The organism is Idiomarina solivarensis (assembly GCF_033052755.1).
In the GTDB taxonomy this organism is placed as follows: domain Bacteria; phylum Pseudomonadota; class Gammaproteobacteria; order Enterobacterales; family Alteromonadaceae; genus Idiomarina.
Map to the genome: position 1 here is coordinate 113,926 of NZ_JAVFHZ010000006.1, position 20,650 is coordinate 134,575.

22 protein-coding genes are annotated in these 20,650 nt (G+C 48.7%); 6 read left to right on the top strand and 16 right to left on the bottom strand.

Features of this window, described 5'->3' with window-relative positions:
• Positions 1-55 precede the first annotated feature (55 nt).
• Together RBK99_RS11100 and RBK99_RS11105 are read left to right on the top strand one after the other, a co-directional pair.
• Positions 56-1,717: a flagellar hook-length control protein FliK gene (locus RBK99_RS11100; protein ID WP_317504672.1), complete on the top strand. Its 1,662-nt coding sequence runs from the start codon at positions 56-58 to the stop codon at positions 1,715-1,717.
• Complete coding sequence (locus tag RBK99_RS11105; protein WP_011234359.1) at positions 1,714-1,995, top strand: EscU/YscU/HrcU family type III secretion system export apparatus switch protein; 282 nt, start codon at positions 1,714-1,716, stop codon at positions 1,993-1,995. Before RBK99_RS11100 ends, RBK99_RS11105 begins: the two co-directional genes overlap by 4 nt.
• Before the next feature lie 6 nt (positions 1,996-2,001).
• On the opposite strand, the gene RBK99_RS11110 is transcribed toward RBK99_RS11105, so the two are convergent.
• Genes RBK99_RS11110 through flhA form a run of 12 tightly spaced genes read right to left on the bottom strand, consistent with a single transcriptional unit; the run spans position 2,002 to position 14,237 of the window.
• Positions 2,002-2,451 (bottom strand): DUF2802 domain-containing protein, encoded by a 450-nt coding sequence (locus RBK99_RS11110; RefSeq protein WP_317504673.1) that lies wholly within the window; start codon positions 2,449-2,451, stop codon positions 2,002-2,004.
• Positions 2,452-2,955, bottom strand: coding sequence for a chemotaxis protein CheW (locus RBK99_RS11115; RefSeq protein WP_317504674.1), 504 nt, complete (start codon positions 2,953-2,955; stop codon positions 2,452-2,454).
• 21 nt (positions 2,956-2,976) lie between these two features.
• Complete coding sequence (locus tag RBK99_RS11120; protein ID WP_317504675.1) at positions 2,977-3,792, bottom strand: chemotaxis protein CheW; 816 nt, start codon at positions 3,790-3,792, stop codon at positions 2,977-2,979.
• A 3-nt stretch (positions 3,793-3,795) separates the two neighbouring features.
• Positions 3,796-4,572, bottom strand: coding sequence for a ParA family protein (locus RBK99_RS11125; RefSeq protein WP_317504676.1), 777 nt, complete (start codon positions 4,570-4,572; stop codon positions 3,796-3,798).
• A gap of 12 nt (positions 4,573-4,584) precedes the next feature.
• Positions 4,585-5,745 (bottom strand): protein-glutamate methylesterase/protein-glutamine glutaminase, encoded by a 1,161-nt coding sequence (locus tag RBK99_RS11130; RefSeq protein ID WP_317504677.1) that lies wholly within the window; start codon positions 5,743-5,745, stop codon positions 4,585-4,587.
• 15 nt (positions 5,746-5,760) lie between these two features.
• Complete coding sequence (locus RBK99_RS11135) at positions 5,761-7,905, bottom strand: chemotaxis protein CheA (protein ID WP_317504678.1); 2,145 nt, start codon at positions 7,903-7,905, stop codon at positions 5,761-5,763.
• Between the two features lie 13 nt (positions 7,906-7,918).
• Entirely contained in the window at positions 7,919-8,668 is a 750-nt protein-coding gene (locus RBK99_RS11140; RefSeq protein ID WP_317504679.1) for a protein phosphatase CheZ, read from the bottom strand.
• Positions 8,669-8,681: 13 nt separating this feature from the next.
• A complete protein-coding gene (gene cheY, locus RBK99_RS11145) occupies positions 8,682-9,065 on the bottom strand; it encodes a chemotaxis response regulator CheY (protein WP_126782668.1) in 384 nt (127 codons plus the stop codon).
• Positions 9,066-9,102: 37 nt separating this feature from the next.
• A complete protein-coding gene (locus RBK99_RS11150; RefSeq protein ID WP_317504680.1) occupies positions 9,103-9,828 on the bottom strand; it encodes an RNA polymerase sigma factor FliA in 726 nt (241 codons plus the stop codon).
• Positions 9,821-10,693 carry a MinD/ParA family protein gene (locus tag RBK99_RS11155; protein ID WP_317504681.1) on the bottom strand — a complete coding sequence of 291 codons (873 nt, stop codon included), beginning with the start codon at positions 10,691-10,693 and terminating at the stop codon, positions 9,821-9,823. Before RBK99_RS11155 ends, RBK99_RS11150 begins: the two co-directional genes overlap by 8 nt.
• A 55-nt stretch (positions 10,694-10,748) precedes the next feature.
• Positions 10,749-12,071 carry a flagellar biosynthesis GTPase FlhF gene (flhF, locus tag RBK99_RS11160; RefSeq protein ID WP_317504682.1) on the bottom strand — a complete coding sequence of 441 codons (1,323 nt, stop codon included), beginning with the start codon at positions 12,069-12,071 and terminating at the stop codon, positions 10,749-10,751.
• A 12-nt stretch (positions 12,072-12,083) separates the two neighbouring features.
• Entirely contained in the window at positions 12,084-14,237 is a 2,154-nt protein-coding gene (flhA, locus tag RBK99_RS11165; RefSeq protein WP_317504683.1) for a flagellar biosynthesis protein FlhA, read from the bottom strand.
• Between the two features lie 167 nt (positions 14,238-14,404).
• Between flhA and RBK99_RS11170 the strand changes: the two genes are divergently transcribed.
• The 4 genes from RBK99_RS11170 to RBK99_RS11185 are packed head-to-tail and all read left to right on the top strand — an operon-like array spanning position 14,405 to position 15,851.
• Complete coding sequence (locus tag RBK99_RS11170) at positions 14,405-14,821, top strand: prepilin-type N-terminal cleavage/methylation domain-containing protein (protein ID WP_317504684.1); 417 nt, start codon at positions 14,405-14,407, stop codon at positions 14,819-14,821.
• Positions 14,815-15,318, top strand: a complete 504-nt coding sequence (locus tag RBK99_RS11175) for a prepilin-type N-terminal cleavage/methylation domain-containing protein (RefSeq protein WP_317504685.1) — start codon at positions 14,815-14,817, stop codon at positions 15,316-15,318. Before RBK99_RS11170 ends, RBK99_RS11175 begins: the two co-directional genes overlap by 7 nt.
• 13 nt (positions 15,319-15,331) lie before the next feature.
• Positions 15,332-15,526, top strand: coding sequence for a Type II secretion pathway-like protein (locus RBK99_RS11180; RefSeq protein ID WP_317504686.1), 195 nt, complete (start codon positions 15,332-15,334; stop codon positions 15,524-15,526).
• Entirely contained in the window at positions 15,507-15,851 is a 345-nt protein-coding gene (locus RBK99_RS11185; protein WP_317504687.1) for a type IV pilus modification PilV family protein, read from the top strand. Before RBK99_RS11180 ends, RBK99_RS11185 begins: the two co-directional genes overlap by 20 nt.
• 4 nt (positions 15,852-15,855) lie before the next feature.
• On the opposite strand, the gene ispH is transcribed toward RBK99_RS11185, so the two are convergent.
• The 4 genes from ispH to ileS are packed head-to-tail and all read right to left on the bottom strand — an operon-like array spanning position 15,856 to position 20,642.
• Positions 15,856-16,800 carry a 4-hydroxy-3-methylbut-2-enyl diphosphate reductase gene (ispH, locus tag RBK99_RS11190; RefSeq protein WP_317504753.1) on the bottom strand — a complete coding sequence of 315 codons (945 nt, stop codon included), beginning with the start codon at positions 16,798-16,800 and terminating at the stop codon, positions 15,856-15,858.
• Between the two features lie 36 nt (positions 16,801-16,836).
• The gene (gene fkpB / locus RBK99_RS11195) at positions 16,837-17,277 is read right to left on the bottom strand and encodes an FKBP-type peptidyl-prolyl cis-trans isomerase (RefSeq protein ID WP_317504688.1); all 441 of its coding nucleotides are present in this window, start codon (positions 17,275-17,277) and stop codon (positions 16,837-16,839) included.
• A 10-nt stretch (positions 17,278-17,287) separates the two neighbouring features.
• The gene (gene lspA / locus RBK99_RS11200) at positions 17,288-17,815 is read right to left on the bottom strand and encodes a signal peptidase II (protein WP_317504689.1); all 528 of its coding nucleotides are present in this window, start codon (positions 17,813-17,815) and stop codon (positions 17,288-17,290) included.
• On the bottom strand, positions 17,808-20,642 hold the full coding sequence (gene ileS, locus RBK99_RS11205) for an isoleucine--tRNA ligase (RefSeq protein WP_317504690.1): 2,835 nt from the start codon (positions 20,640-20,642) through the stop codon (positions 17,808-17,810). Before ileS ends, lspA begins: the two co-directional genes overlap by 8 nt.
• Positions 20,643-20,650 lie beyond the last annotated feature (8 nt).

The window sequence follows — 20,650 nt, forward strand, 5'->3', positions numbered from 1 at the left end:
ACTGGTAAGCTGACGCAAATGCCGAAGATTCTACCATAAAACTTAGGTAAAGCGCATGGCTGATATTAAGCAACTATTACAACAAATGATGGCGTCACCGGAACGAACGTTAGCTCGTGCCGAGCAACAGCAATTGTCCAGCCTCATGCGCATTTTTAATAGCTCGGTTACTCCATCCCAAACCAATAGCACGCTGACTGGAACTCAACAAACGAACCAACAGCCCCTGGCGACCAGTGGTACCGGGAACTCCGTCCCAATAACTAAGCCAAACACGGCAAAGCTGCTGTCAGCATTGTTGGTGCAAATCCGCTTGCCGGTAACTTACGAACCGGCTAAAGGCCAGCAGCCGCCGCGAATACAAGGTAACAATTGGCAGTGGCCAAATCCTCCCAAAGGCATGCTGCCTCAGTTAACAACACCAACCAAACTGCAGCTGACGGTTACCCAGCCAGACCCTAAGCTGCCGGTAGTTCGTTTAACTCTGAGTAGCCCGGGAAGTAATTCAAAGTCAATTGCAGTTACGGATCTGCCGGTGACACAATTACCGGCAAAGCTAGTGAAAGCCTTAGTCGAGCAAGGACAGGTGGCAACTGCAGCAGTGTCTCGTCAATCACTAGCCTCGCCATCGTCCTTAACCTCTTCGACAGCGGTTAAACCTGGACTGTCGCCTTTGCCTGGCGCAAACTCAGCCCCCAAGGAAGCGCAAAGAGTATCCATTCCGGCAGTCAGTGGGCTGGCAATAAAGCAAGCTCAGCAGGTAACGCCGAAACAATTTCAACAAACCTTGCATAGCCTGATTCCGGAAAACATCCGCCCTAAACCCCTTTCAACAGCACAAACAGATGGGCAACAGCAAGCACCGATCCGCCTTTCAGCGGATGCAGCACGCGAGGCGCTTCAGTCGACACCTAAGGCCCTGCAACAGGTTTTACTTCGGGTATTGCAGCAGATGCCGACGGCGGAGTCTATGCAGCGTCCACAGGCGTTACAGAGTTGGGTCAGCGATTGGTTTGCCGCGCGTCCGGTCAGTGCCCATCCTGGCCAACAAATGGGCGGCTTAGGGCAAATGCTAATGACGCTATTAGGCTTAGCAATGCAACAGCAACCCGATACAGCAGCCAGTAGCTCAACTGCCCGCACATCGCCTAATCAGCTCACACAAGCGTTGATCCAACAAGTGCTTAACCCGGCACCAGAAAACGCCGGAGAGGTCAGAGAGCGCATAAACGCTTTATTGCAGCAATTGCCACAGCAGCAGTTACAACGGCTATTGCAGCTTTTTACCGGCATTCTTAATTCGGCGCAAAGCAGTCAGGCGCGTCTACAAGACTCTCCTCCTCAGCAACCAGAATACTATATCCTGTTGCCCTCAGACGCCCAAAAGCCGCAGCAACACGAACTGCTTATTCGTAGTGAAAAAGACCACAGCAATAAAGAAGGTGGCGGACGGACGCTGTGGCTGTTTACTTTACGTTTTGAACTGGAAAGCACTGGCCCATTATTGGTTAAAGGCCGCTATCATCCGCAAGGTTCTTCAGTAGACTTCTACACAGAAACAAAAGCAGCACAAAGCGTCGTAGAAACCCATGTCGAGAGGCTCGAGACAAGGTTACAAGAGCTAGAGGTGAACAGCGTTAAACTTAGGGTTCAGCAAGGAAAAATTCCGGATAACTTAGCCCAACAACACAGCGGCATCATTCGGGTGACGGTATGAGTGACAAAAAGGAAAAACAGGCCATTGGCTTATCTTACGATGGTTTTAATGCGCCTAAGGTTATTGCCCGCGGGTTTGATGAACTCGCCGAAGAGATTATTGCCGTGGCCAAAGAGCATGGTGTTCTGGTGCATGAAGACCCATTGCTGTCAGACTCTCTGGCAAAACTGAATGTGGGCGATGAGATACCCCGAGAGTTGTATATTATTATTGCTGAGATTATTGCGTTTGCTTATCTGTTGGACGGGAAATTCCCAAGGCAATGGGAAGAAGGATAAAAAACGTTAAGCGCCTTTCTTGTGCAAAGAAATAAGTAACTCCGCTTCAGCCTGAGGTAAATCACACTCCTGCATCAACTCCTCGGTGCTGGCTCCTTTAACCACTAACTTAGCCGCACGCTGGTAAAGCTTACTTCCAGGGTCCTGCTCTGCCACTTCCTGCAGCTTCTGCTGCAGTTGTTTGTGTTCTTCCGTTAACTGCGCAACGTGCTGTTGCAGCTGAGCAACGGCTTTCTGCTGGGCAAAATCTGTTTTATCTGACGGCTCGGACGACTGCTTAAACTGCTCCCGAAGCTGCAGCACTTCACTGGCCGTCTCTGTCAGCATTAACAGGCGCTGCTGTTGACGTTCAATAAGCTCAGCCTGCCGCCGCGAGGTGATAATCACTGTCACTAACGCAATAAGCGCCAGCCCAAGAGCCAGCGCCGAAATAATCAATAACCAGTTCGTCATCATTTAACCCAAACGGGAAATTTCATCCCACTCTTCATCGGTCAGCATTTTATCCAGATCGACTAAAATCAATAACTCACCGTCGCGATTACTCACACCCTGAATAAAACGGGCGCTTTCATCGGTACCAACATTAGGGGCACTATCAATTTCTGAAGACTTCAAATAGACAACTTCAGCGACGCTATCAACCAGTATCCCAATCACCTGCTGCTCAGATTCAATAATCACGATACGTGAGTTGTCGGTAACTTCGGTTGTTTGCAAGCCGAAACGCAGGCGAGTATCAATAACCGTCACGACGTTACCGCGCAAATTAATAATACCTAAAACATAACCAGGCGCGCCCGGTACGGGAGCAATCTCACTGTAGCGCAGCACTTCCTGAACCTGCATGACATTGATACCGTAAGTTTCCTGCTCTAGTTGGAAAGTGACCCACTGCAGAACTTCGTCATTACTATCAACGTCAGTTTCATTCTTGATAGCGCGATTGTCTTTACTCATGTCTTACTCCGCCATGCGTTATTAATCCTGCTGGATATGTCCCAGACCTTTATCCAGAAGTGTAATCAATGCGTTAACATCGAGCAATGCACACATTCTGTCACGGACAACCCCGGCAAGCCAGGGTCGCTTACTATTTGTCTCTTTGCGCCACTGAATTGACTGCGGCTGCAACGGTTCGCTGGTAACCAGCTCTTCACACAAGAGCCCCCAGGGGCTGTCATTGAGCGTAATTAAATACTGGTAGTCCAGGCTTTCTTCTAATTCCGGCGTACATTTCTCCGGCATGACCCAACGGGCCGTATCGACCACCTGAAGCTTATTGTCACGCTCCGTCATAATACCCCGAAACCATTTCGGTTTCCCCATCAAAGGACTTATTTTGCTCAATTGATGGATTCCGCCCAAGCTTTTCAACGGTACCGCTAAGGTTAAACCTGCCACTTTAAAAAACAGCGCCTGGAAATCATGCTCCATATACTCGGCCATTGCATCGGGCAAGGGCTCCTCTGGCGTAGCCAGGACCTCTACGGTTTCTGTTTCGATCTCTGTTTCGGTTAATTCAACGGGGGCTTCTGTAACTTCCGCTTCAGGAACCGTATCAACATCAGGCTCTCTATAGCTATCGTCCGCTTTTGCAGAAACTAAAGGCAATAAATCCTGTTCCCGACTTAAACTCACCGTCTCTTCCTGAGCAACTGCCTGAATCTTAGGTGCTGCCTGTTCCAAAAGGCGCTTTACCGGTTCATTATCAAACTCAACGGTTTCCTCCTCGAGCAATAACGCATCGAGGTACTCTGCCATAGCGGCTTCACTGGCGTCGTGTTTCGTCTTCATAAGTTAATGAACTTCCAGCTGCTGTAAATTGGTCAACAATGATTGATAAGCCAATACACCTCTGGACTTTGGTGCATAAACCGAAGGAGGCTGTTGTTCGTTAGAGGCATCCCGAAATTTGGTGTCTATTGGAATCATGCCGTTCCAGACCGAGCGTCCGTAACGGGCAATCAGTTTTTTATAGGTTTGCAAAGAAGCATTGGTTCGTTTGTCGTAAAGTGTCGGAATGATGGTGTAAGCGTAATTTTCGCCACGCGACTTATGAATTAACGTCAGCGTCCGCATCATGCGATCGAGCCCTTTAAGCGCCAGAAACTCCGTCTGAACCGGAATCAGTACGCGCTGGCAGCAAGCCAGTGCATTCACCATAAGAACACCTAACACGGGCGGAACATCGATAAGTACATAGTCGAAATCTGCCGCCACCATAGCCAATCCCCGTTTTAACACCAGACCCATGCCGTCCTGAGTTCCCAGCTTGCGGTCAAGGGTGGCCAATGCCATAGTCGCGGGCATAACGCTTAAATTCTTAAATTCGGTTGGCAGAATACTACGACGCATTAAATCCGCCGTTACATTCTTGCCTGAGCTGAACACATCGAACGCACTAGACTCAAGCTCTTCGGAGTCGATGCCAAAGTAATACGTCAGCGACGCGTGAGGATCGGTATCAATGCACAGCACCCGCTTACCCTGCTCAGCCAGAAGGCCTGCCAAGGCAACCGTTGTGGTGGTTTTTCCAACACCACCTTTTTGATTAGCTACCGTCCATACGATCATTCACTCATCCTGCTACAAGCCGCTGTATCCGACTTCTTTCATAATCGCCTTGGCCATTCCTTCAAGGCTGATGCTACGGGTTGAAATTCCCGCCTGAGCTACCGCCTGAGGCATGCCGTAAACAACGCAACTGGCCTGATCCTGAGCCCAAATGCTTGCGCCTTGATCCTTGAGCATACGAGCACCGTCACGACCATCGGCTCCCATACCCGTTAAAATAACACCCAGCACTTTTCCCATATACGCCTTTGATAAGCTGGCAAAGGTTAAGTCGACACTGGGTTTATAGGTAATACGTCCGCTGGTATCGTCTTTTACTCGCAACCTTGCACTGCCAGGCCGACCTTCGACCATTAATTGCTTTCCGCCCGGCGCCAAATAAGCCGTCCCGGCTTTTAATACATCGCCATCTTCAGCTTCTTTCACGTTAATTTGGCACAGACCATCGAGGCGCTGAGAAAACGCTTTAGTGAAAGCAGCCGGCATGTGCTGAACCATCACAATAGGATAAGGGAAATTAGCCGGTAATTGAGTCAGTATCTTTTGCAGTGCAACCGGGCCCCCGGTTGAGGTTCCAATAGCTAGTAATTGATACGCGCGGTTAACGGTTAGTGCGCCCGCTGATGTTGCCGTACGGGCGTCACTCTCACGTTGGCTTTTTAATTCGTTATTACGCTGGCGAATACGCTCAAGCGCTGACGTCGGCTCTGACGGACGCTGCGGTTGCTTAGCAGCCGGGGGCGGCGTCGATGGCCGTACACTGGCTCTGCTAACGGGTTGACGAGCAATCGCTAATACTCGGTCCTGTAAAGTTTTGACCGCGTCGTCACGATTACGCGCTATGTCTTCGAACTTTTTCGGGAGGAAATCAGCAGCACCGGCTTCCAGCGCATTCAAGGTGGCCGTCGCCCCTTCATGGGTAAGAGAGCTGAACATTAAAATAGGACAAGGATTACTGCTCATTATCGCTTTAACAGCATCAATGCCGTTCATTACCGGCATTTCAATATCCATTGTAATCACATCGGGTTTTAAAAGGCGGCTTTGTGCAACGGCTTCTTCACCGTTGTTGGCGCTACCAATTACTTTAATGTTGGGATTATCTTCCAAAATCTCGGTCACCCGGCGTCTGAAAAACGCCGAGTCGTCTACCACGAGAACTTTTACAGTCATGAACGGTGTGTCCCGTTATCGTTTTGCGTAATACTTAAGCATGCTCGGTACATCAACTATCAGAGCAATACCGCCGTCACTGGTAATCGTTGCACCGGCCATTCCCGGTGTACCTTGCAATAATTTGTCTAATGGCTTGATGACAACTTCTTCCTGGCCAATAAGCGCATTCACGACAAAACCAACCTGTTGATTGCCAATTTGTACAACCACCACGTGGCCTTGTTCGTTGCGGGTTGAGCGGTCCGGATTACGGACTAACCAATGCTCTAAGAAAAACAGCGGAATTGCCCTGTCACGAACAATCAGCGTCAACTGACCATCCACCGTATTCGTCCGTTTCATATCAAGGTCGATAATTTCACTGACAACCGCCAATGGTAAAGCAAATGTCTGCTTTTTAACGGCGACCATCAAGGTCGGTAATATGGCTAACGTTAGCGGCACTTTAATTAATAACTCGGTACCTTTACCTAACTCTGACTGAATCTTAACGCTACCGTTAAGTTGGCTGATTTTGGTCTTAACCACATCCATGCCAACGCCACGACCGGAAATATCCGAGACTTCTTCTTTAGTTGAGAAGCCTGCCGCAAAAATTAAGTTATAAGCGTCTTCATCGCTTAAGCGAGCGGCAGCATCGGTATCCAGAATGCCTTTACTTATTGCGATGCCTTTCAATTTCTCAGCATCCATGCCCGCACCATCGTCTTTTATCGACAACATGATGTGGTCACCTTCCTGAGAGGCCGATAGGGTCACGGTTCCTGAACGTGGTTTACCGTTTGCTTCGCGCTCATCCGGCATTTCAATACCATGGTCAACCGAGTTGCGAACCAAATGCACCAACGGATCGGCAAGCGCTTCAACCAAGTTTTTATCAAGGTCAGTATCCTCGCCATACATCTCAAGGTTAATTTCTTTTTTCAAACTACGCGCTAAATCTCGCACCACTCGAGGGAAGCGCCCAAACACTTTCTTAATGGGCTGCATGCGAGTTTTCATTACCGCACCCTGCAAGTCGCCGGTCACAACATCCAGATTTGAAATGGCTTTCCCCATCTCATCGCTGTCGGAGTCATCTGAGTTGCTCAGACTTAACAGGCGATTTCGAACCAAGACCAACTCGCCCACCATATTCATTATTTCATCTAAGCGTTTGGTATCAACCCGTACCGTTGTTTCAGCCGGAGCCTGTGCTGGTGCTGCGGGCTTTTTATCAACAGGCTTAGCAGCCGCTGGCTTATCATCCGCTTTAGCCTCTGGCTTAGCTTTAGGTTCCGGCTTCGGCGCAGGCTTAGGTTGCGCTTTTGGCTCTGGCTTTTTCGCAGCAGAGTCCTTGGTTGGGGTATCCCCTTTAGGCATCGGAGCTTTTCCGCTGCCGTGTAATTCGTCCAGCAACGACTCAAATTCATCGTCAGTTATCTCATCGTCTTGCGCCGGCTCTTTTTGTTTCTCTTGCGTTTTTTCAGCACTTTGTGGTGCTTTGCCACTGCCGTGCAACTCGTCCAGCAACGATTCAAACTCATCGTCGGTTATCTCATCACCGTCATCGTTGGTCGCCGGCTTACTCGCGGAAGATTGAGCTTCGTCTTTTTTACCCGGGCCTTGGCCCTGACCATGCAGCTCATCCAATAGAGCTTCAAATTCATCATCCTGAATTTCATCAATGCTATCGCTGCTGCTGTCTGCACTCGCCGTTTCGGACTCAGAAGTCTCTTCCGTCTTAGGTTCCGGCTCGGGCGCTTTAACTGGCGCTTCGTCTTCTGACTCAGGCTGACTCAACTTATGCAGCAACTCTAACAGTTCAGGTGAAGCGGCTTCAGGCTCCTCTTTAGCACGCACCTGTGCAAACTGAGCATTGATGGTATCCAATGACTGCAGAATAACGTCCATTAAGTCCGAAGTGACCGTACGTTGACCGTTCCGTAGCGTATCGAACACATTCTCCGCGCCATGACAGGTATCGACCAAAGCACCTAGCGACAGGAACCCTGCGCCACCTTTAACCGTATGGAAACCGCGGAAAATAGCATTCAACAGGTCTTTGTTCTCTGGATCATTTTCCAGCTCAACTAGCTGTTCAGACAATTGCTCGAGGATTTCTCCCGCCTCGATCAAAAAGTCCTGCAGAATGTCTTCGTCCATATCAAAGCTCATGCGACTGATGCTCCTAGAAACCTAAACTGGACAGCAAATCGTCCACTTCGTCTTGTCCACCAACCACGTCATCACGCTGGTCAGCATCTATAATTGGGCCTTCAGCAACTCCTGCATCCTTCTTGGGAACAGAACTCGCTTTCTCTGCATTTCGGCGCTCTTCTTCTTTGCCGAATATCTTAAGTAGCTCTATTAAATTCTTTTCAACGTCTTCGACTAACTGAATAACCCGACGAATGACTTGCCCGGTAATATCCTGAAAGTCCTGCGCCATCAATACTTCGGTCATCAACCCATGCACTTGCGGCATATTTTCACCACAGCGCTTAAGTACGTCATCGACCTCATGGCATAAAGACTTGAATTCATTTAACTCAATATCGTTACTCATTAACCGGTTCCAGGCTGGCATCACCTTCTCAACACGCTGATGCATCTCGTCAGCTAATGGCAGACAGGCTTCTACTGCATCCATGGTCCGGTTGGCTGCGTCTTCGGTTTTTTCAATGACATACAACAAACGGTTTTGCGCGTCCGGAAGATCATCTTCCGTCATTTGTACAATACGAGGGTCTACCTGAAAGTCCTGAAGCGCTTCGTGGAGGTCTCGTGTTAATTGGCCGACAGACGTAAACAACTTATCATTTCGACGGTTGTAAACATCTTCCAGTAATTGATTAGCCTGCTGCTGCTTCCCGTCTTCAAGCAAGGCTACTAATTCCTTGGCTTGCTCCAGAGAAATATCATGGGCGTTGTCAGACATAGTCATTCGCCCTTTAGCTAATGCGTTCGAAAATCTTGTCGAGTTTTTCTTTCAAGGTTACCGCTGTAAATGGTTTAACAATGTAACCATTCACCCCAGCCTGAGCCGCCATGATGATTTGTTCACGTTTAGCTTCAGCCGTCACCATTAACACAGGTAAATGCGCCAGGTTATCGTCCTTGCGAATTTCCTTCAGCAAGTCAATTCCCTGCATACCCGGCATGTTCCAGTCGGTTACGACAAAGTCAAAGTCGCCGTTCTGCAACATTGGTAAGGCAGTATTACCATCATCAGCTTCCTGAATATTAGTGAAGCCAAGATCACGAAGTAAATTCTTAATGATTCGTCTCATTGTAGAAAAGTCGTCTACAACAAGAATTTTCATATTTTTATCCAAAGCACCCTCCACTGAGGCTCTCGATTACAACCAAAGTTTATTCAACCCAATTTTGCATTCGCGATTTAAGTCGCAACATTGCCTGACTGTGAATTTGACTGACCCGCGATTCACTCACGCTCAGCACTTCACCTATCTCTTTTAAATTCAATTCTTCGTCATAATACAACGAAAGCACCAAAGCTTCACGCTCTGGTAACGATGAGATGGTTGAAACCAATGCTTTATGAAACGCTGCATTCTCAACATCTCGTTGTGGTTCATAAGCTGAACCCGTTACCTGCTCTGGCATTAAGGCGTCTTCAGATACACCAAGATCTTCAATACCAACAATTCGTCCTGAACTCACGTCTCGCAAAATATGATGGTACTCATCCATTCCCATATTCAGTTTTGCCGCAACTTCCATATCTTTTGCATCTCGCCCGGTTTCGTTTTCAACCTGACGGATGGCTTCCAGTACCCGTCGGTGATTACGGTGTACCGAGCGCGGTGCCCAGTCACCCCGACGAATTTCATCCAGCATCGCACCTCGAATGCGAATACCGGCAAACGTTTCAAAACTGGCGCCTTTGCTGTTATCAAAGTTTCGCGCAGCTTCTAATAAACCAATCATGCCTGCCTGAATTAAATCATCAACTTGCACACTCGCTGGCAGTCTCGCCATCATGTGGTGTGCAATGCGCTTAACCAATCCGGTATGCTGTTCAATAATGGCATTCCGGTTGTCAGCAGTGGCGGCATAAACGGCAGCTTTATTCATTGGCAACATCCCGCTTATTTTCGTTATCGGCAGAAGTTATCAATTGTTCAAGGAAAAATTCCAAATGACCGCCCGCTTGTGCCGGCACTGGCCAATCGAGGGCTTTCTTGGCAAGCGCTTTTATCGCTAGCGAGGCCGGTGATTTAGGGTAAGCCATGACAAAAGATTGCTGCTTACGCACAGCTAAACGTAAGTTTTCGTCAAAGGGTACAATTGCCGCCAACTCTAAAGCAACATCTAAAAACCTATCGGTTACTTTGGTCAACTTATTAAACAGGACTTGCCCGTCGCGCATATTGCGCACCATATTGGCAACCACTTTGAATTTAAACAGACCCTGCTCACGGCTCAATACTTTAATTAAGGCGTAAGCATCAGTAATAGAAGTAGGCTCGTCACAAACCACGACCAAAACATCTTGCGAAGCCCGGGCAAAACTGACAACTGTGTTACCGATACCGGCTGCAGTATCCACAATTAATACATCGTAGTTGCCCTGCAGTTGACTAAAGGCTCTGATTAAGCCGGCATGTTCAGATTCACTCAAGTCCACCATTGAGCGGGTGCCTGATGTGGCCGGAACAATTTTGATTCCTGCCGGACCTTCAATAAGAATATCTTCTAATTCGCACTGACCACTCAATACATGAGAAAGATTGCGCTCAACGCGGAGACCTAGCATAACGTCTACGTTAGCCAGGCCTAAGTCGGCATCCAGTACCAATACCCGTTTGCCCTGTTTTGCCATTGCGATAGCCATGTTCAGTGACACGTTAGTTTTACCCACGCCACCTTTACCACCAGTGACCGCAATCACTTTTACTTTTGATTGTTTCATTCTTCGCAGACCGCTTGCTTGATCCATCGGGCGTATCTCTTCTCTGACTAGATTGACAACAGCTTCCTATCTATTCGCTTACTCAGCGAGAAGACGCCGTATTCCAGTACGATTTTGGCACGTCTGACACTGAGGAACAAATGCTTTTATCAAGCAGGCGCTCCGCCTCCGCGACCATAAAGTTGGCATCCGCTACCCGGATGTCCTCCGGCACTTGCTGACCGTTGGTTAAATAACCAACCGGCAAGCCATGCTCTATTGCCACACTAATACTTTCACCTAAACTTAAGCATTCATCCAGTTTAGTAAATATACAACCCGACAAAGGTAGTGTTTTGAATTGTTTAACCGCATCCATAAGAACCTGGGTCTGCGACGTGGCAGAGAGTACCAGATAAGGACGGATACGTAATCGTGAGTTCTGAATAAGCTGACTAAGTTGCTCATTCAAACGCTTGTCCCGCTGACCCATGCCAGCCGTATCAATTAAAATGAGACTCTTTTGACGTAGCGCAAGTAAAGCATCTGCTAACTCTTGTGCATTCTTAGCCACTTTGACAGGACAACCTATAATACGGCCGTAGGTCTGTAATTGTTCACTCGCACCAATACGGAATGTATCCGTCGTAATCAATGCCACTTTATCGGCACCATGGCGCTGGGCATAGCGAGCCGCTAATTTTGCAATAGTGGTGGTTTTACCCACGCCTGTGGGGCCAACTAACGCCACTGCACCACCGCGTGTCAAAATATCGTCAGAAGTGGTATTAAGCTGACCTTCTAATAAATGAAGCGTTTGCTCCCAGGCTTCGTCGTCTGACCCACCTTCAGGAATAAAACACGCAATTTGATCAGCCACTCGCTCGCTCAAACCCATCGCCATCAAACGATTCATCAGCATCGCGCGGGTTGGCTCTTCACGATCCATCTCTTGTTTCATCAGACCACTTAGCTGATGTTCTAATAACTGGCGGATACCATTAACTTGAGAACGCAGCTCAGCAATTGCCTGGGAATCGTCCGCTGCCGGTGTGTTCATTTGCTCCGGAAATATATCGTCGCTTAATTGAGTATCAGCGAATCCCTGTGGCTCGGGTTGAGCTGTTTTCTGCGTACGTTTTTCCGGGGCGGAGTTTTGCGTATTCTGTTCAGCTCGAACCTGGCGCTGCAATAGTTCCTGCAATGACTCAGCCGGCACCTCGGGGGTCTGTGACTTGGGCTGGTTATTAACCGCTTGTTCAGCTTCGGAGGGAGCCTGTTGTGCATCAGGGTCAATAGCAGCAACCAGCTCAATACCACCGTTCACTTTTTTATTGGATAGAATAATAGCATCTGGCCCCAGAGTTTCTTTAACCTGTTGCAATCCGCGGCGCATATCTTCGGCAAAAAAGCGTTTAATCTTCACAAGCGACTCCCGTTACTCTTGTGTGGCAGTTTGTTCACTGCCGTTTTGTTGTCCACCAATTGAGCTGACAATTCTAATTTGTTTATCATCCGGTACTTCCTGATAGGACAACACTCGCATGCCTTCTGCAGCGTGGCGCGCAAAGCGAGCCATGGTTGAACGTAACAGTCCAGATGTCAGCAACACGGATGGTTCACCATTCATTTCCTGCTGCTGATGCGTATCTCGTAACGACTGTTGTAGACGTTCAGCCAGGCCTGGTTCAATTCCGGCACCTTGCTGATTTCCATCGTTACCAGCCATCTGCAGAGACTGATGCAACATCTGTTCCAACTCTGGTGCCAAAGTTATGACAGGTAGCTCTGCGGAACCTTCAGCAATGTCCTGAACAATTAAACGACGCAGAGAAATTCGAACCGCAGCCGTTAGTACGTCAGGATCCTGGCTACGACCAGCAAACTCGACCAATGTCTGCACAATGGTCCTCATATCACGAATGGCGATGCCTTCATCCAGCAAGTTCTGCAGTACTTTCACAAAATTACCCAGCGACAGCAGATCCGGAATGAGCCCCTCAACCAGTTTCGGATGGGTACGCCCAAGGCGATCCAGAAGCTCCTGCGCTTCCTCATGCCCCAGCAGCTGAGATGCGTTATTTGTCACTATTTGACTTAAATGCGTGGCGACCACAGTCGCGGCATCAACCACGGTGTAGCCCAAGGTCTGTGCATGTTCGCGTTGTTCAGGGCGGATCCAGACCGCGTCCAGACCAAAAGCCGGGTCGGTCGTCTTCTCACCTTCGAGTTCGCCAAAGACCTGTCCTGGATTAATTGCCAATTCCCAGTCGTGACGGATTTCAGCTTCACCCATGGTCACACCCATTAAGGTAATGCGATAACTGTTCGGGCCTAAATCCAGATTGTCTCTGATATGAACAGCCGGCACCAAAAACCCAAATTCCTGAGATTGTTTCTTACGTACACCTTTGATCCGAGAGAGCAGCTCGCCCCCCTGCTGCTTATCGACCAAAGGAATAAGCCGATAGCCCACTTCCAGGCCGATGGTGTCAACGTGACGGACATCATCCCAACTCAATTCTTTCTGCTGCGCCTGCTGAACCTGCTGTTCCTGTTCCTTCTCGACCAATTGACCTTCTTCAACTTTTGCTTTCTTCAGCTTGAGGTATGCAGCTCCTGCCAGTACCGCTGACATACTTAAAAACGCTAAGTGGGGCATACCCGGAATAACGCCCATGGCAAACATCACCGCGCTTGAAATTACCAGAACTTTTGGGTTATCCAGAAGCTGAAGCGCAACCGAGTCCCCCATATCCTTGCTGTCATTCTCGCGGGTAATAATGATGGCCGTCGCAACTGACAGTAAGAGCGAAGGAATTTGCGCCACTAAGCCGTCACCAATGGTAAGTAATGTATAAACTTCAATAGCTTCATTGAATGTTAAGCCGTACTGAATCATGCCTATCAGCAGACCGCCCACAATATTAATAAAGAGGATCAGGATACCGGCGATAGCATCGCCTTTTACAAATTTACTCGCACCGTCCATTGAGCCGTAAAAATCCGCTTCACGGGTCACGTCGCTGCGTCGGGCTTTCGCTTCTTCCTGATTGATCAAGCCCGCATTCAAGTCGGCGTCAATGGCCATCTGCTTACCCGGCATCGCATCCAGGGTAAAACGCGCCGTTACTTCCGAAATACGGCCAGCACCTTTGGTGATAACCACAAAGTTAATGATAACCAGAATGGCAAACACCACCAGACCAACGGTGTAGTTTCCACCAATGACCACACTACCAAAAGCTTCTATCACAGACCCCGCGGCTCCGGGTCCCTTGTGGCCTTCCAGTAAAACAATTCGAGTGGACGCTACGTTAAGACTTAAACGCAATACCGTGGCAATAAGCAGTACCGTCGGGAAAGCAGCAAAGTCGAGCGGGCGTTGGGTGTAAACCGCCACCAACATCACCACCAATGAGAGCGTAATGGAAAACGAAAACAGAATATCCAGCACAACGGCCGGGATAGGCAAAACCACCATTGCCAGAATGGCCATAATAGCCACGGGCGTCCCGAAGCCTTTGATCAGATGCGCATTATTCTGTGTAAAGTTTCTTAAACCTACTAACTTTTCGGCACCGCTCGCCATACGTCTTCCTGTTGCGTCAAAAAGTTGAACCTGCGATGGTTTATTCAAGAATCGAGCCAGCTTTTACTTGATAATGCTGTTATCTCACATTCTCTTCAGCTGGGGCTTACAGACGTGACTTTGAGCACAACTATACTCTGCCATATTGGCTCAATTATTGGCATATTATGCGCGGTTACTCACTTATCGAATTGGTTATTGCACTGGCCATTAGCGCTATTTTAGGGGCGTTTGCTTTGCCTGTATTTCATCAGCAAACAACCTCTCTACTGCTGCAGAGAGAGACTATTCGATGGCTATTATATTTGCAGCAAGTGCAAGCCAAATCAAAAAGCCAAAACATCGCTACCGAAGCCAATTTAGCCGCAGTAATCAACAAGTCCGGTAACGCTGGAGTCGATACTGAATCGACCTACAACGCGGCATCGCCTCTTATTTTTGATGGCGAATCTGCCACCGCTAACCCAGGTCATATAAAACTAAAATCACGTGACCGAGAGGTTAAAGTGATAATCAGCAGTAAGGGCCGCATCCGGACCTGCCTCAGCCAAGGTCGTTCTCTACCGGGCTTAGCGACATGCTAAATCATAGGCTACGAGGCAGCACGTTGGTTGAGATGCTTATTGCTTCCTCAATCGGTGCTTTCGTTGTGCTGGCGATTCAACAGCAGCTGCAATGGCAAACTGGTGTTCAGCACCTGAAAATATCGCGCGCGATCCTTTTATTAAGCGCTCAGGCCACTGCTAACCAGTTGTTTGACGCCTTACAAAGTAGCGCAGCAACGCACGTTTCTAACCCTCAAAACGGATGTTACTTATTTCCCCAACAGAATGGTGGTGCCATAGGCGTCAGGGTCAGGAATAACCAGCTGCAGCACAACTCCATGACTCTGGATTGTTCGGGGTATGGCTGGCAGTCGCTTACAGATAAGTCACAATTTAAGGTGACCCGATTCACTGCCGAATCCTACGCGTCAGTATCACCTGTTGGCGGGCTCCCAAAACTACTCATAACGTTAACGGTTGACCGTCGCGGTGAAGATTTCGACTTCAAGCGCTTAATCACCCTCTCAGTTAATTAGAAAAGGAGTTACAGTGAACGTAAAAGGATTCGCTCTAATACTGACTCTGGTAACGCTTATTGGCTTAAGTTCGGCAAGTTTAGCGGCATTGCTTTTCTACGCACAAATGATAGAAGCTCAGCAGCTACATCAATGGCGACAACTTTCTCAGCAACTCGAGCTCGACTTTGAGTCACAACGGACCGCATATGAACAAACGCAAAAATAGCGGTATGTCTTTTATTGAAGTTCTGGCAGGTACTGCACTAGTCGGTTTATGGGCTACCAGCAGCCTGCAACTTATACAAAATGGATTATCAGCAATTGATACTGCTTACCAAAAAGCCCGGGCCGTTGAGGTTTTGATGGCTTACTCGAGTGAGGTCCAAAAAGGATGGAGCCTCGGAGACCAGCCGCCGGCGGTTGTTGAGTCTGGCGCCTTTCTGATCGAATCAGAAATCAATGAAATTGACTCGTTCAATGCAACCGCCAGGGTGACAGTGTCGTGGGGCAAACAGAATGAACTGACACAACGATTCTGGTTTACTCGTTAACGCCTTAAGCAGCAGGATAGGGCCTCAGTTCAGGAGGAATTGAGAAAGTAATATTCTCTTCCCGGCCGCTAAGCTCCACTGCGGTTTTGCCACCCCACTCCTGTAGCTTGGCAATGACTTCTTTAACCAAAACTTCTGGCGCTGAGGCTCCTGCGGTTACAGCCACTTTGTCATGGCCGTCCAGCCAGGCTTTATCAATGCAGCTGGCATCGTCAATTAAGTAGGCTGGTGTTCCCATTTTCTCTGACAGTTCACGTAGACGATTAGAGTTTGAGCTGTTGCGGGCACCAACGACCAACATCATATCGGCATCACTGGCCAGTTCGCGTACCGCGTCTTGACGGTTTTGAGTCGCATAGCAAATATCATCTTTACGCGGGCCGTTAATAGCCGGAAACTTCTGACGCAAAGCGTTGATTACATCCGCCGTATCGTCAACCGACAAGGTTGTCTGGCTCATATAATGCAAGTTATTCGGATCTTTCACTTCAAGCTCAGTTACGTCTTTCGGTGATTCCACAAGGTAGATGCCGCCTTCAGTATTCTTATACTGACCCATGGTGCCTTCCACTTCCGGATGCCCTGCATGTCCAATCAAAATGCATTCATGGCCTTTGCGACTCGCGCGGGTCACTTCCATATGAACTTTAGTTACCAGAGGACAGGTCGCATCAAATACCCGCAAACCGCGATCTTTGGCTTCCTGCCGCACTGCTTGTGACACACCATGAGCGCTAAAAATCACAATCTGGTCATCGGGCACTTCGTGCAACTCTTCTACAAATACCGCGCCAGCGTCACGTAATTTATTAACCACATATTTGTTGTGAACCACTTCATGACGCACATAAATCGGCGGCTCAAATATTTCTAAAGCTCGTTCGACAATGGTAATCGCGCGATCAACTCCGGCACAAAAGCCTCTTGGGTTCGCCAACAAAATTTGCATCATTTCCTCCTGCGTTCAGCCCGGTTCATTAACCAATTACGGCTCAACACTAATAACTTCTACTTCAAAAACCACCGTTTGTCCTGCCAACGGGTGGTTAAAATCGATGGTCACCGTTGGACCTTCAATTTTGCGAACAATTCCCGGTAGGTCGGTACCATCGGGTTGAGTAAAGGCTAAAATAGCCCCCACTTCGGGCTTGGTTTCTTCACTGAACTTCGCCGAATCTACGTAATAATAGTTGTCGGGGTTCGGCTCACCAAAAGCATCTTTAGGCTCTAGCGTAAATTTACGCTCTGCGCCTTCACGCAGCCCTACAAGGCATGCCTCAAAGTTCTCAGTTAAGTTGCCATCGCCCATCCGGAACTTAGCAGGCTTACCTGACATCTTGGTGCTATCAGCAACCGAACCATCGGCCAATTTAAGCGTGAAGTGCATAACCACTTCACGTCCATGTTCTATCGGTAAACGACTCAAACGAAACTCCTTACGACTTGTTATCGTTTTCGGCTTTATCCCGGCGGTTATCAAAAAAAGCTTCCAGCAACATCAGCGCAGCACCAATAGTAATAGCCATATCCGCTACGTTAAACGCCGGCCAGTGCCAACCCTGATAGTAAACGTCAAAGAAATCGATAACATAGCCATACATTAAGCGATCAGCGACATTACCTATCGCTCCCGCCAGAATTAGCGAGAAAGCTAAGTTCTGACGCCATAAACCAACCGGATTACGGCGCATCCACACCAGCAAAACAACACTGATTGCAATGGCAATAGCGGTGAAAAACCAGCGCTGCCAGCCGCCACTATCACTTAGAAAGCTAAACGCAGCGCCGTAGTTGTGTACATAGGTAAAATTAAATAGCCCATCAATAACAACACGGCTTTCATAAAGCTCAAACTCACCCGCAACCCAAATCTTTGTAATTTGGTCAATAACGACAAGCAGCAACGTTAGCCACAAAAAGCGTAACCCGCTAGCTCGTTCCGATTGGTTAGCAAAATCAGGCAAAACGACGCTCCTCACCTTCACCTTCAATGTTAGTTACACAGCGCTGACATAAGTCGGCATGACTTTCTAAGGTGCCAACTTCTTCACGGTGGTGCCAGCAGCGCTCACACTTTTTGTATTCCGATTTAGTGACACTAACAGCTAACGTCAGTTTCTCAGCCTTAACGGCATCAGCCGGAGCATCACCAAGAGAAGCCACCCGGGCTTCAGATGTCAGCAGCGCAAACCGCAGCTCTTCACCTAAACGATTCAGTGAGGTCGCCAGCTTATCATCGGCATACAGAACCACTTCGGCCTGTAACGAGCCACCAATGACATCATCACGACGCGATTGCTCCAGTGCCTGGTTTACCACATCGCGAATTTCCAGCAATTGCATCCAAAAGGCGTTTTCATCGTCTTTAACACCGCCAAACTCATCAAAACCCTGATACCAGTTTTCGGTAAACACATATTGGCTGCGCCCACTTGGCAACAGGTCCCAAATCTCTTGGGCAGTAAAGCTACAGATTGGCGCCATCCAGCGAACCAAAGCCTCAGCAATATGATACAAGGCCGTCTGACACGAACGACGAGCCAAGCCTTCTGATTTGGCTGTGTACTGGCGATCTTTAATGATGTCCAGATAGAAGCTGCCCAGTTCAATCGAACAGAAATGCATGAGCTTTTGTACAACGCTGTGGAACTGATAATTGTCGTACGCTTCCAACAGCTCTTCCTGCAAATCGGCAGCACGACCGACAATCCAACGATCCAGTTCGACCATATCTTTTCTGGCAACCAAATCAGTTTTAGGATCAAAGCCGCTTAAGTTCGCCAGTAAAAAGCGCGACGTATTGCGAATACGGCGATACGCATCCGCTGAACGTTTCAAAATTTCATCAGAAACCGTCATTTCACCGGAGTAATCCGCTGATGCCACCCACAAGCGCAGGACATCTCCGCCCAGTTTGTTCATGACGTCCTGCGGAGCTACTACATTGCCGATAGACTTAGACATCTTGCGACCCTGAGCATCTACCGTAAAGCCGTGCGTTAGCACCTGGTGATAAGGCGCTTCGTTGTACATCGCCACACCAGTGACTAATGAGCTCTGGAACCAACCACGGTGCTGATCTGACCCTTCCAGGTACAAGTCAGCTGGCCAGCGCAACCCATCAAACTCACGCAATACGCAATGATGTGTCACACCCGAGTCAAACCAAACATCTAATGTGTCAGTCACTTTGCGATAGTTATCGGCCTCATCGCCCAGCAGGGTTTCCGGCTCTAAATCAAACCAGGCCTGAACGCCGTCTTGCTCAATTAGCTGCGCGACCTTTTCCATCAACTCCAGCGTGTTCGGATGAAGTTCATCGGTTTCACGGTTCACGAAAATAGCAATCGGGTTACCCCAGGTACGCTGACGTGAAATACACCAATCGGGACGACCTTCTACCATTGATTCAATGCGGCTTTGACCCCACTCCGGGAACCAGCCTACTTTCTTGATTTGCTCTAACGCTCCGGCGCGCAAGCCTTTATTATCCATGCTGATAAACCACTGTGGCGTTGCACGGAAAATAATTGGCGTTTTATGGCGCCAGCAATGCGGGTAAGAGTGGCGATAGCTTTCCGCGTGCATTAAGTTACCCACTTCGCGCAGCTTGTCGACAATAGGCTCATTCGCCTTAAACACGTGCTGCCCGGCAAACAAAGGCGTGTCGTCTTTATAAACACCGTTGTCACCCACAGGGTTATACACTTCAATACCGTATCTCTGACCCACTAAAAAGTCGTCAACACCATGCCCCGGCGCCGTGTGCACACAACCTGTGCCGCTTTCAGTGGTAACGTGGTCGCCCAAAATAACCGGTACTTGCAAATCAAACAGGGGATGCTGCAATTGCAAGCCTTCCAGGTCTTTACCTTTGCAGAAGCCCAACTTGTGATAATGCGTAATATTCCAGCGTTCCATGCAGTCATTGACCAGATCATCGGACAGAATGACACGCTCGGCGGGCTGGTCGTCGGTGGCTTCAACTTGTACCAAAGTATATTCAAGCCCTTCCGCCAGGGTGACGGCGCGGTTTGCCGGAATAGTCCACGGCGTTGTGGTCCAGATGACCATACTGACAGCACCTTCCCCAACGTGACCTTCAGGCGTGCTGAATCGCTCAACCGTTTCAGGCGTTGCCGCGACCGGAAGACGCACATCAATAGCCGGCGAGTTTTTGTCCTGATACTCGACTTCGGCTTCCGCCAGTGCGGAACCACAATCGGTACACCAATGAACTGGCTTAAAGCCTTGATGCAAGTGACCGTTATCGATAATTTTCGCCAAGGCTCTAACACTGTCAGCTTCCTGCTTAAAGTTCATTGTCAGATAAGGGTTATCCCAGTCACCTAACACGCCTAAGCGTTTAAAGTCCGTGCGCTGCTGATCAATTTGCGTCATAGCATATTCACGGCACTTTTCACGGAACTCCGCTAAATCCAGCTTTTTGCCCGGCTTACCATGTTTCTTTTCTACCTGTAGTTCAATTGGCAGGCCATGGCAGTCCCAGCCCGGTACGTATGGCGCATCGAAACCACTTAGGGTTTTGGCCTTAACAATAACGTCTTTTAAAATTTTATTAACCGCGTGACCAATGTGAATTTGCCCGTTCGCGTACGGAGGGCCATCGTGCAGAATAAACTTTGGCTTGCCTGCTTTGGCTTCACGAATTTGACCGTACAGGTCAGTTTCATACCACTGCTCCAGCATTTTTGGCTCACGCTGAGCCAGGTTACCGCGCATTGGGAATGCTGTTTCCGGCAAGTTTAAGGTGTGTTTGTAATCACTCATGGGTCACT

What these genes read in the sequence shown, in the direction of transcription:
- RBK99_RS11185 (WP_317504687.1), top strand. Translation starts at nt 15,507, where the DNA reads ATGAACAAACGCAAAAATAGCGGTATGTCTTTTATTGAAGTTCTGGCA.
- RBK99_RS11110 (WP_317504673.1), bottom strand. Translation starts at nt 2,451, where the DNA reads ATGATGACGAACTGGTTATTGATTATTTCGGCGCTGGCTCTTGGGCTG.
- RBK99_RS11150 (WP_317504680.1), bottom strand. Translation starts at nt 9,828, where the DNA reads ATGAATAAAGCTGCCGTTTATGCCGCCACTGCTGACAACCGGAATGCC.
- RBK99_RS11105 (WP_011234359.1), top strand. Translation starts at nt 1,714, where the DNA reads ATGAGTGACAAAAAGGAAAAACAGGCCATTGGCTTATCTTACGATGGT.
- RBK99_RS11115 (WP_317504674.1), bottom strand. Translation starts at nt 2,955, where the DNA reads ATGAGTAAAGACAATCGCGCTATCAAGAATGAAACTGACGTTGATAGT.
- RBK99_RS11135 (WP_317504678.1), bottom strand. Translation starts at nt 7,905, where the DNA reads ATGAGCTTTGATATGGACGAAGACATTCTGCAGGACTTTTTGATCGAG.
- RBK99_RS11170 (WP_317504684.1), top strand. Translation starts at nt 14,405, where the DNA reads ATGCGCGGTTACTCACTTATCGAATTGGTTATTGCACTGGCCATTAGC.
- ileS (WP_317504690.1), bottom strand. Translation starts at nt 20,642, where the DNA reads ATGAGTGATTACAAACACACCTTAAACTTGCCGGAAACAGCATTCCCA.
- RBK99_RS11130 (WP_317504677.1), bottom strand. Translation starts at nt 5,745, where the DNA reads ATGACTGTAAAAGTTCTCGTGGTAGACGACTCGGCGTTTTTCAGACGC.
- RBK99_RS11120 (WP_317504675.1), bottom strand. Translation starts at nt 3,792, where the DNA reads ATGAAGACGAAACACGACGCCAGTGAAGCCGCTATGGCAGAGTACCTC.
- RBK99_RS11175 (WP_317504685.1), top strand. Translation starts at nt 14,815, where the DNA reads ATGCTAAATCATAGGCTACGAGGCAGCACGTTGGTTGAGATGCTTATT.
- flhA (WP_317504683.1), bottom strand. Translation starts at nt 14,237, where the DNA reads ATGGCGAGCGGTGCCGAAAAGTTAGTAGGTTTAAGAAACTTTACACAG.
- RBK99_RS11100 (WP_317504672.1), top strand. Translation starts at nt 56, where the DNA reads ATGGCTGATATTAAGCAACTATTACAACAAATGATGGCGTCACCGGAA.
- RBK99_RS11125 (WP_317504676.1), bottom strand. Translation starts at nt 4,572, where the DNA reads ATGATCGTATGGACGGTAGCTAATCAAAAAGGTGGTGTTGGAAAAACC.
- ispH (WP_317504753.1), bottom strand. Translation starts at nt 16,800, where the DNA reads ATGCAAATTTTGTTGGCGAACCCAAGAGGCTTTTGTGCCGGAGTTGAT.
- RBK99_RS11155 (WP_317504681.1), bottom strand. Translation starts at nt 10,693, where the DNA reads ATGGATCAAGCAAGCGGTCTGCGAAGAATGAAACAATCAAAAGTAAAA.
- RBK99_RS11140 (WP_317504679.1), bottom strand. Translation starts at nt 8,668, where the DNA reads ATGTCTGACAACGCCCATGATATTTCTCTGGAGCAAGCCAAGGAATTA.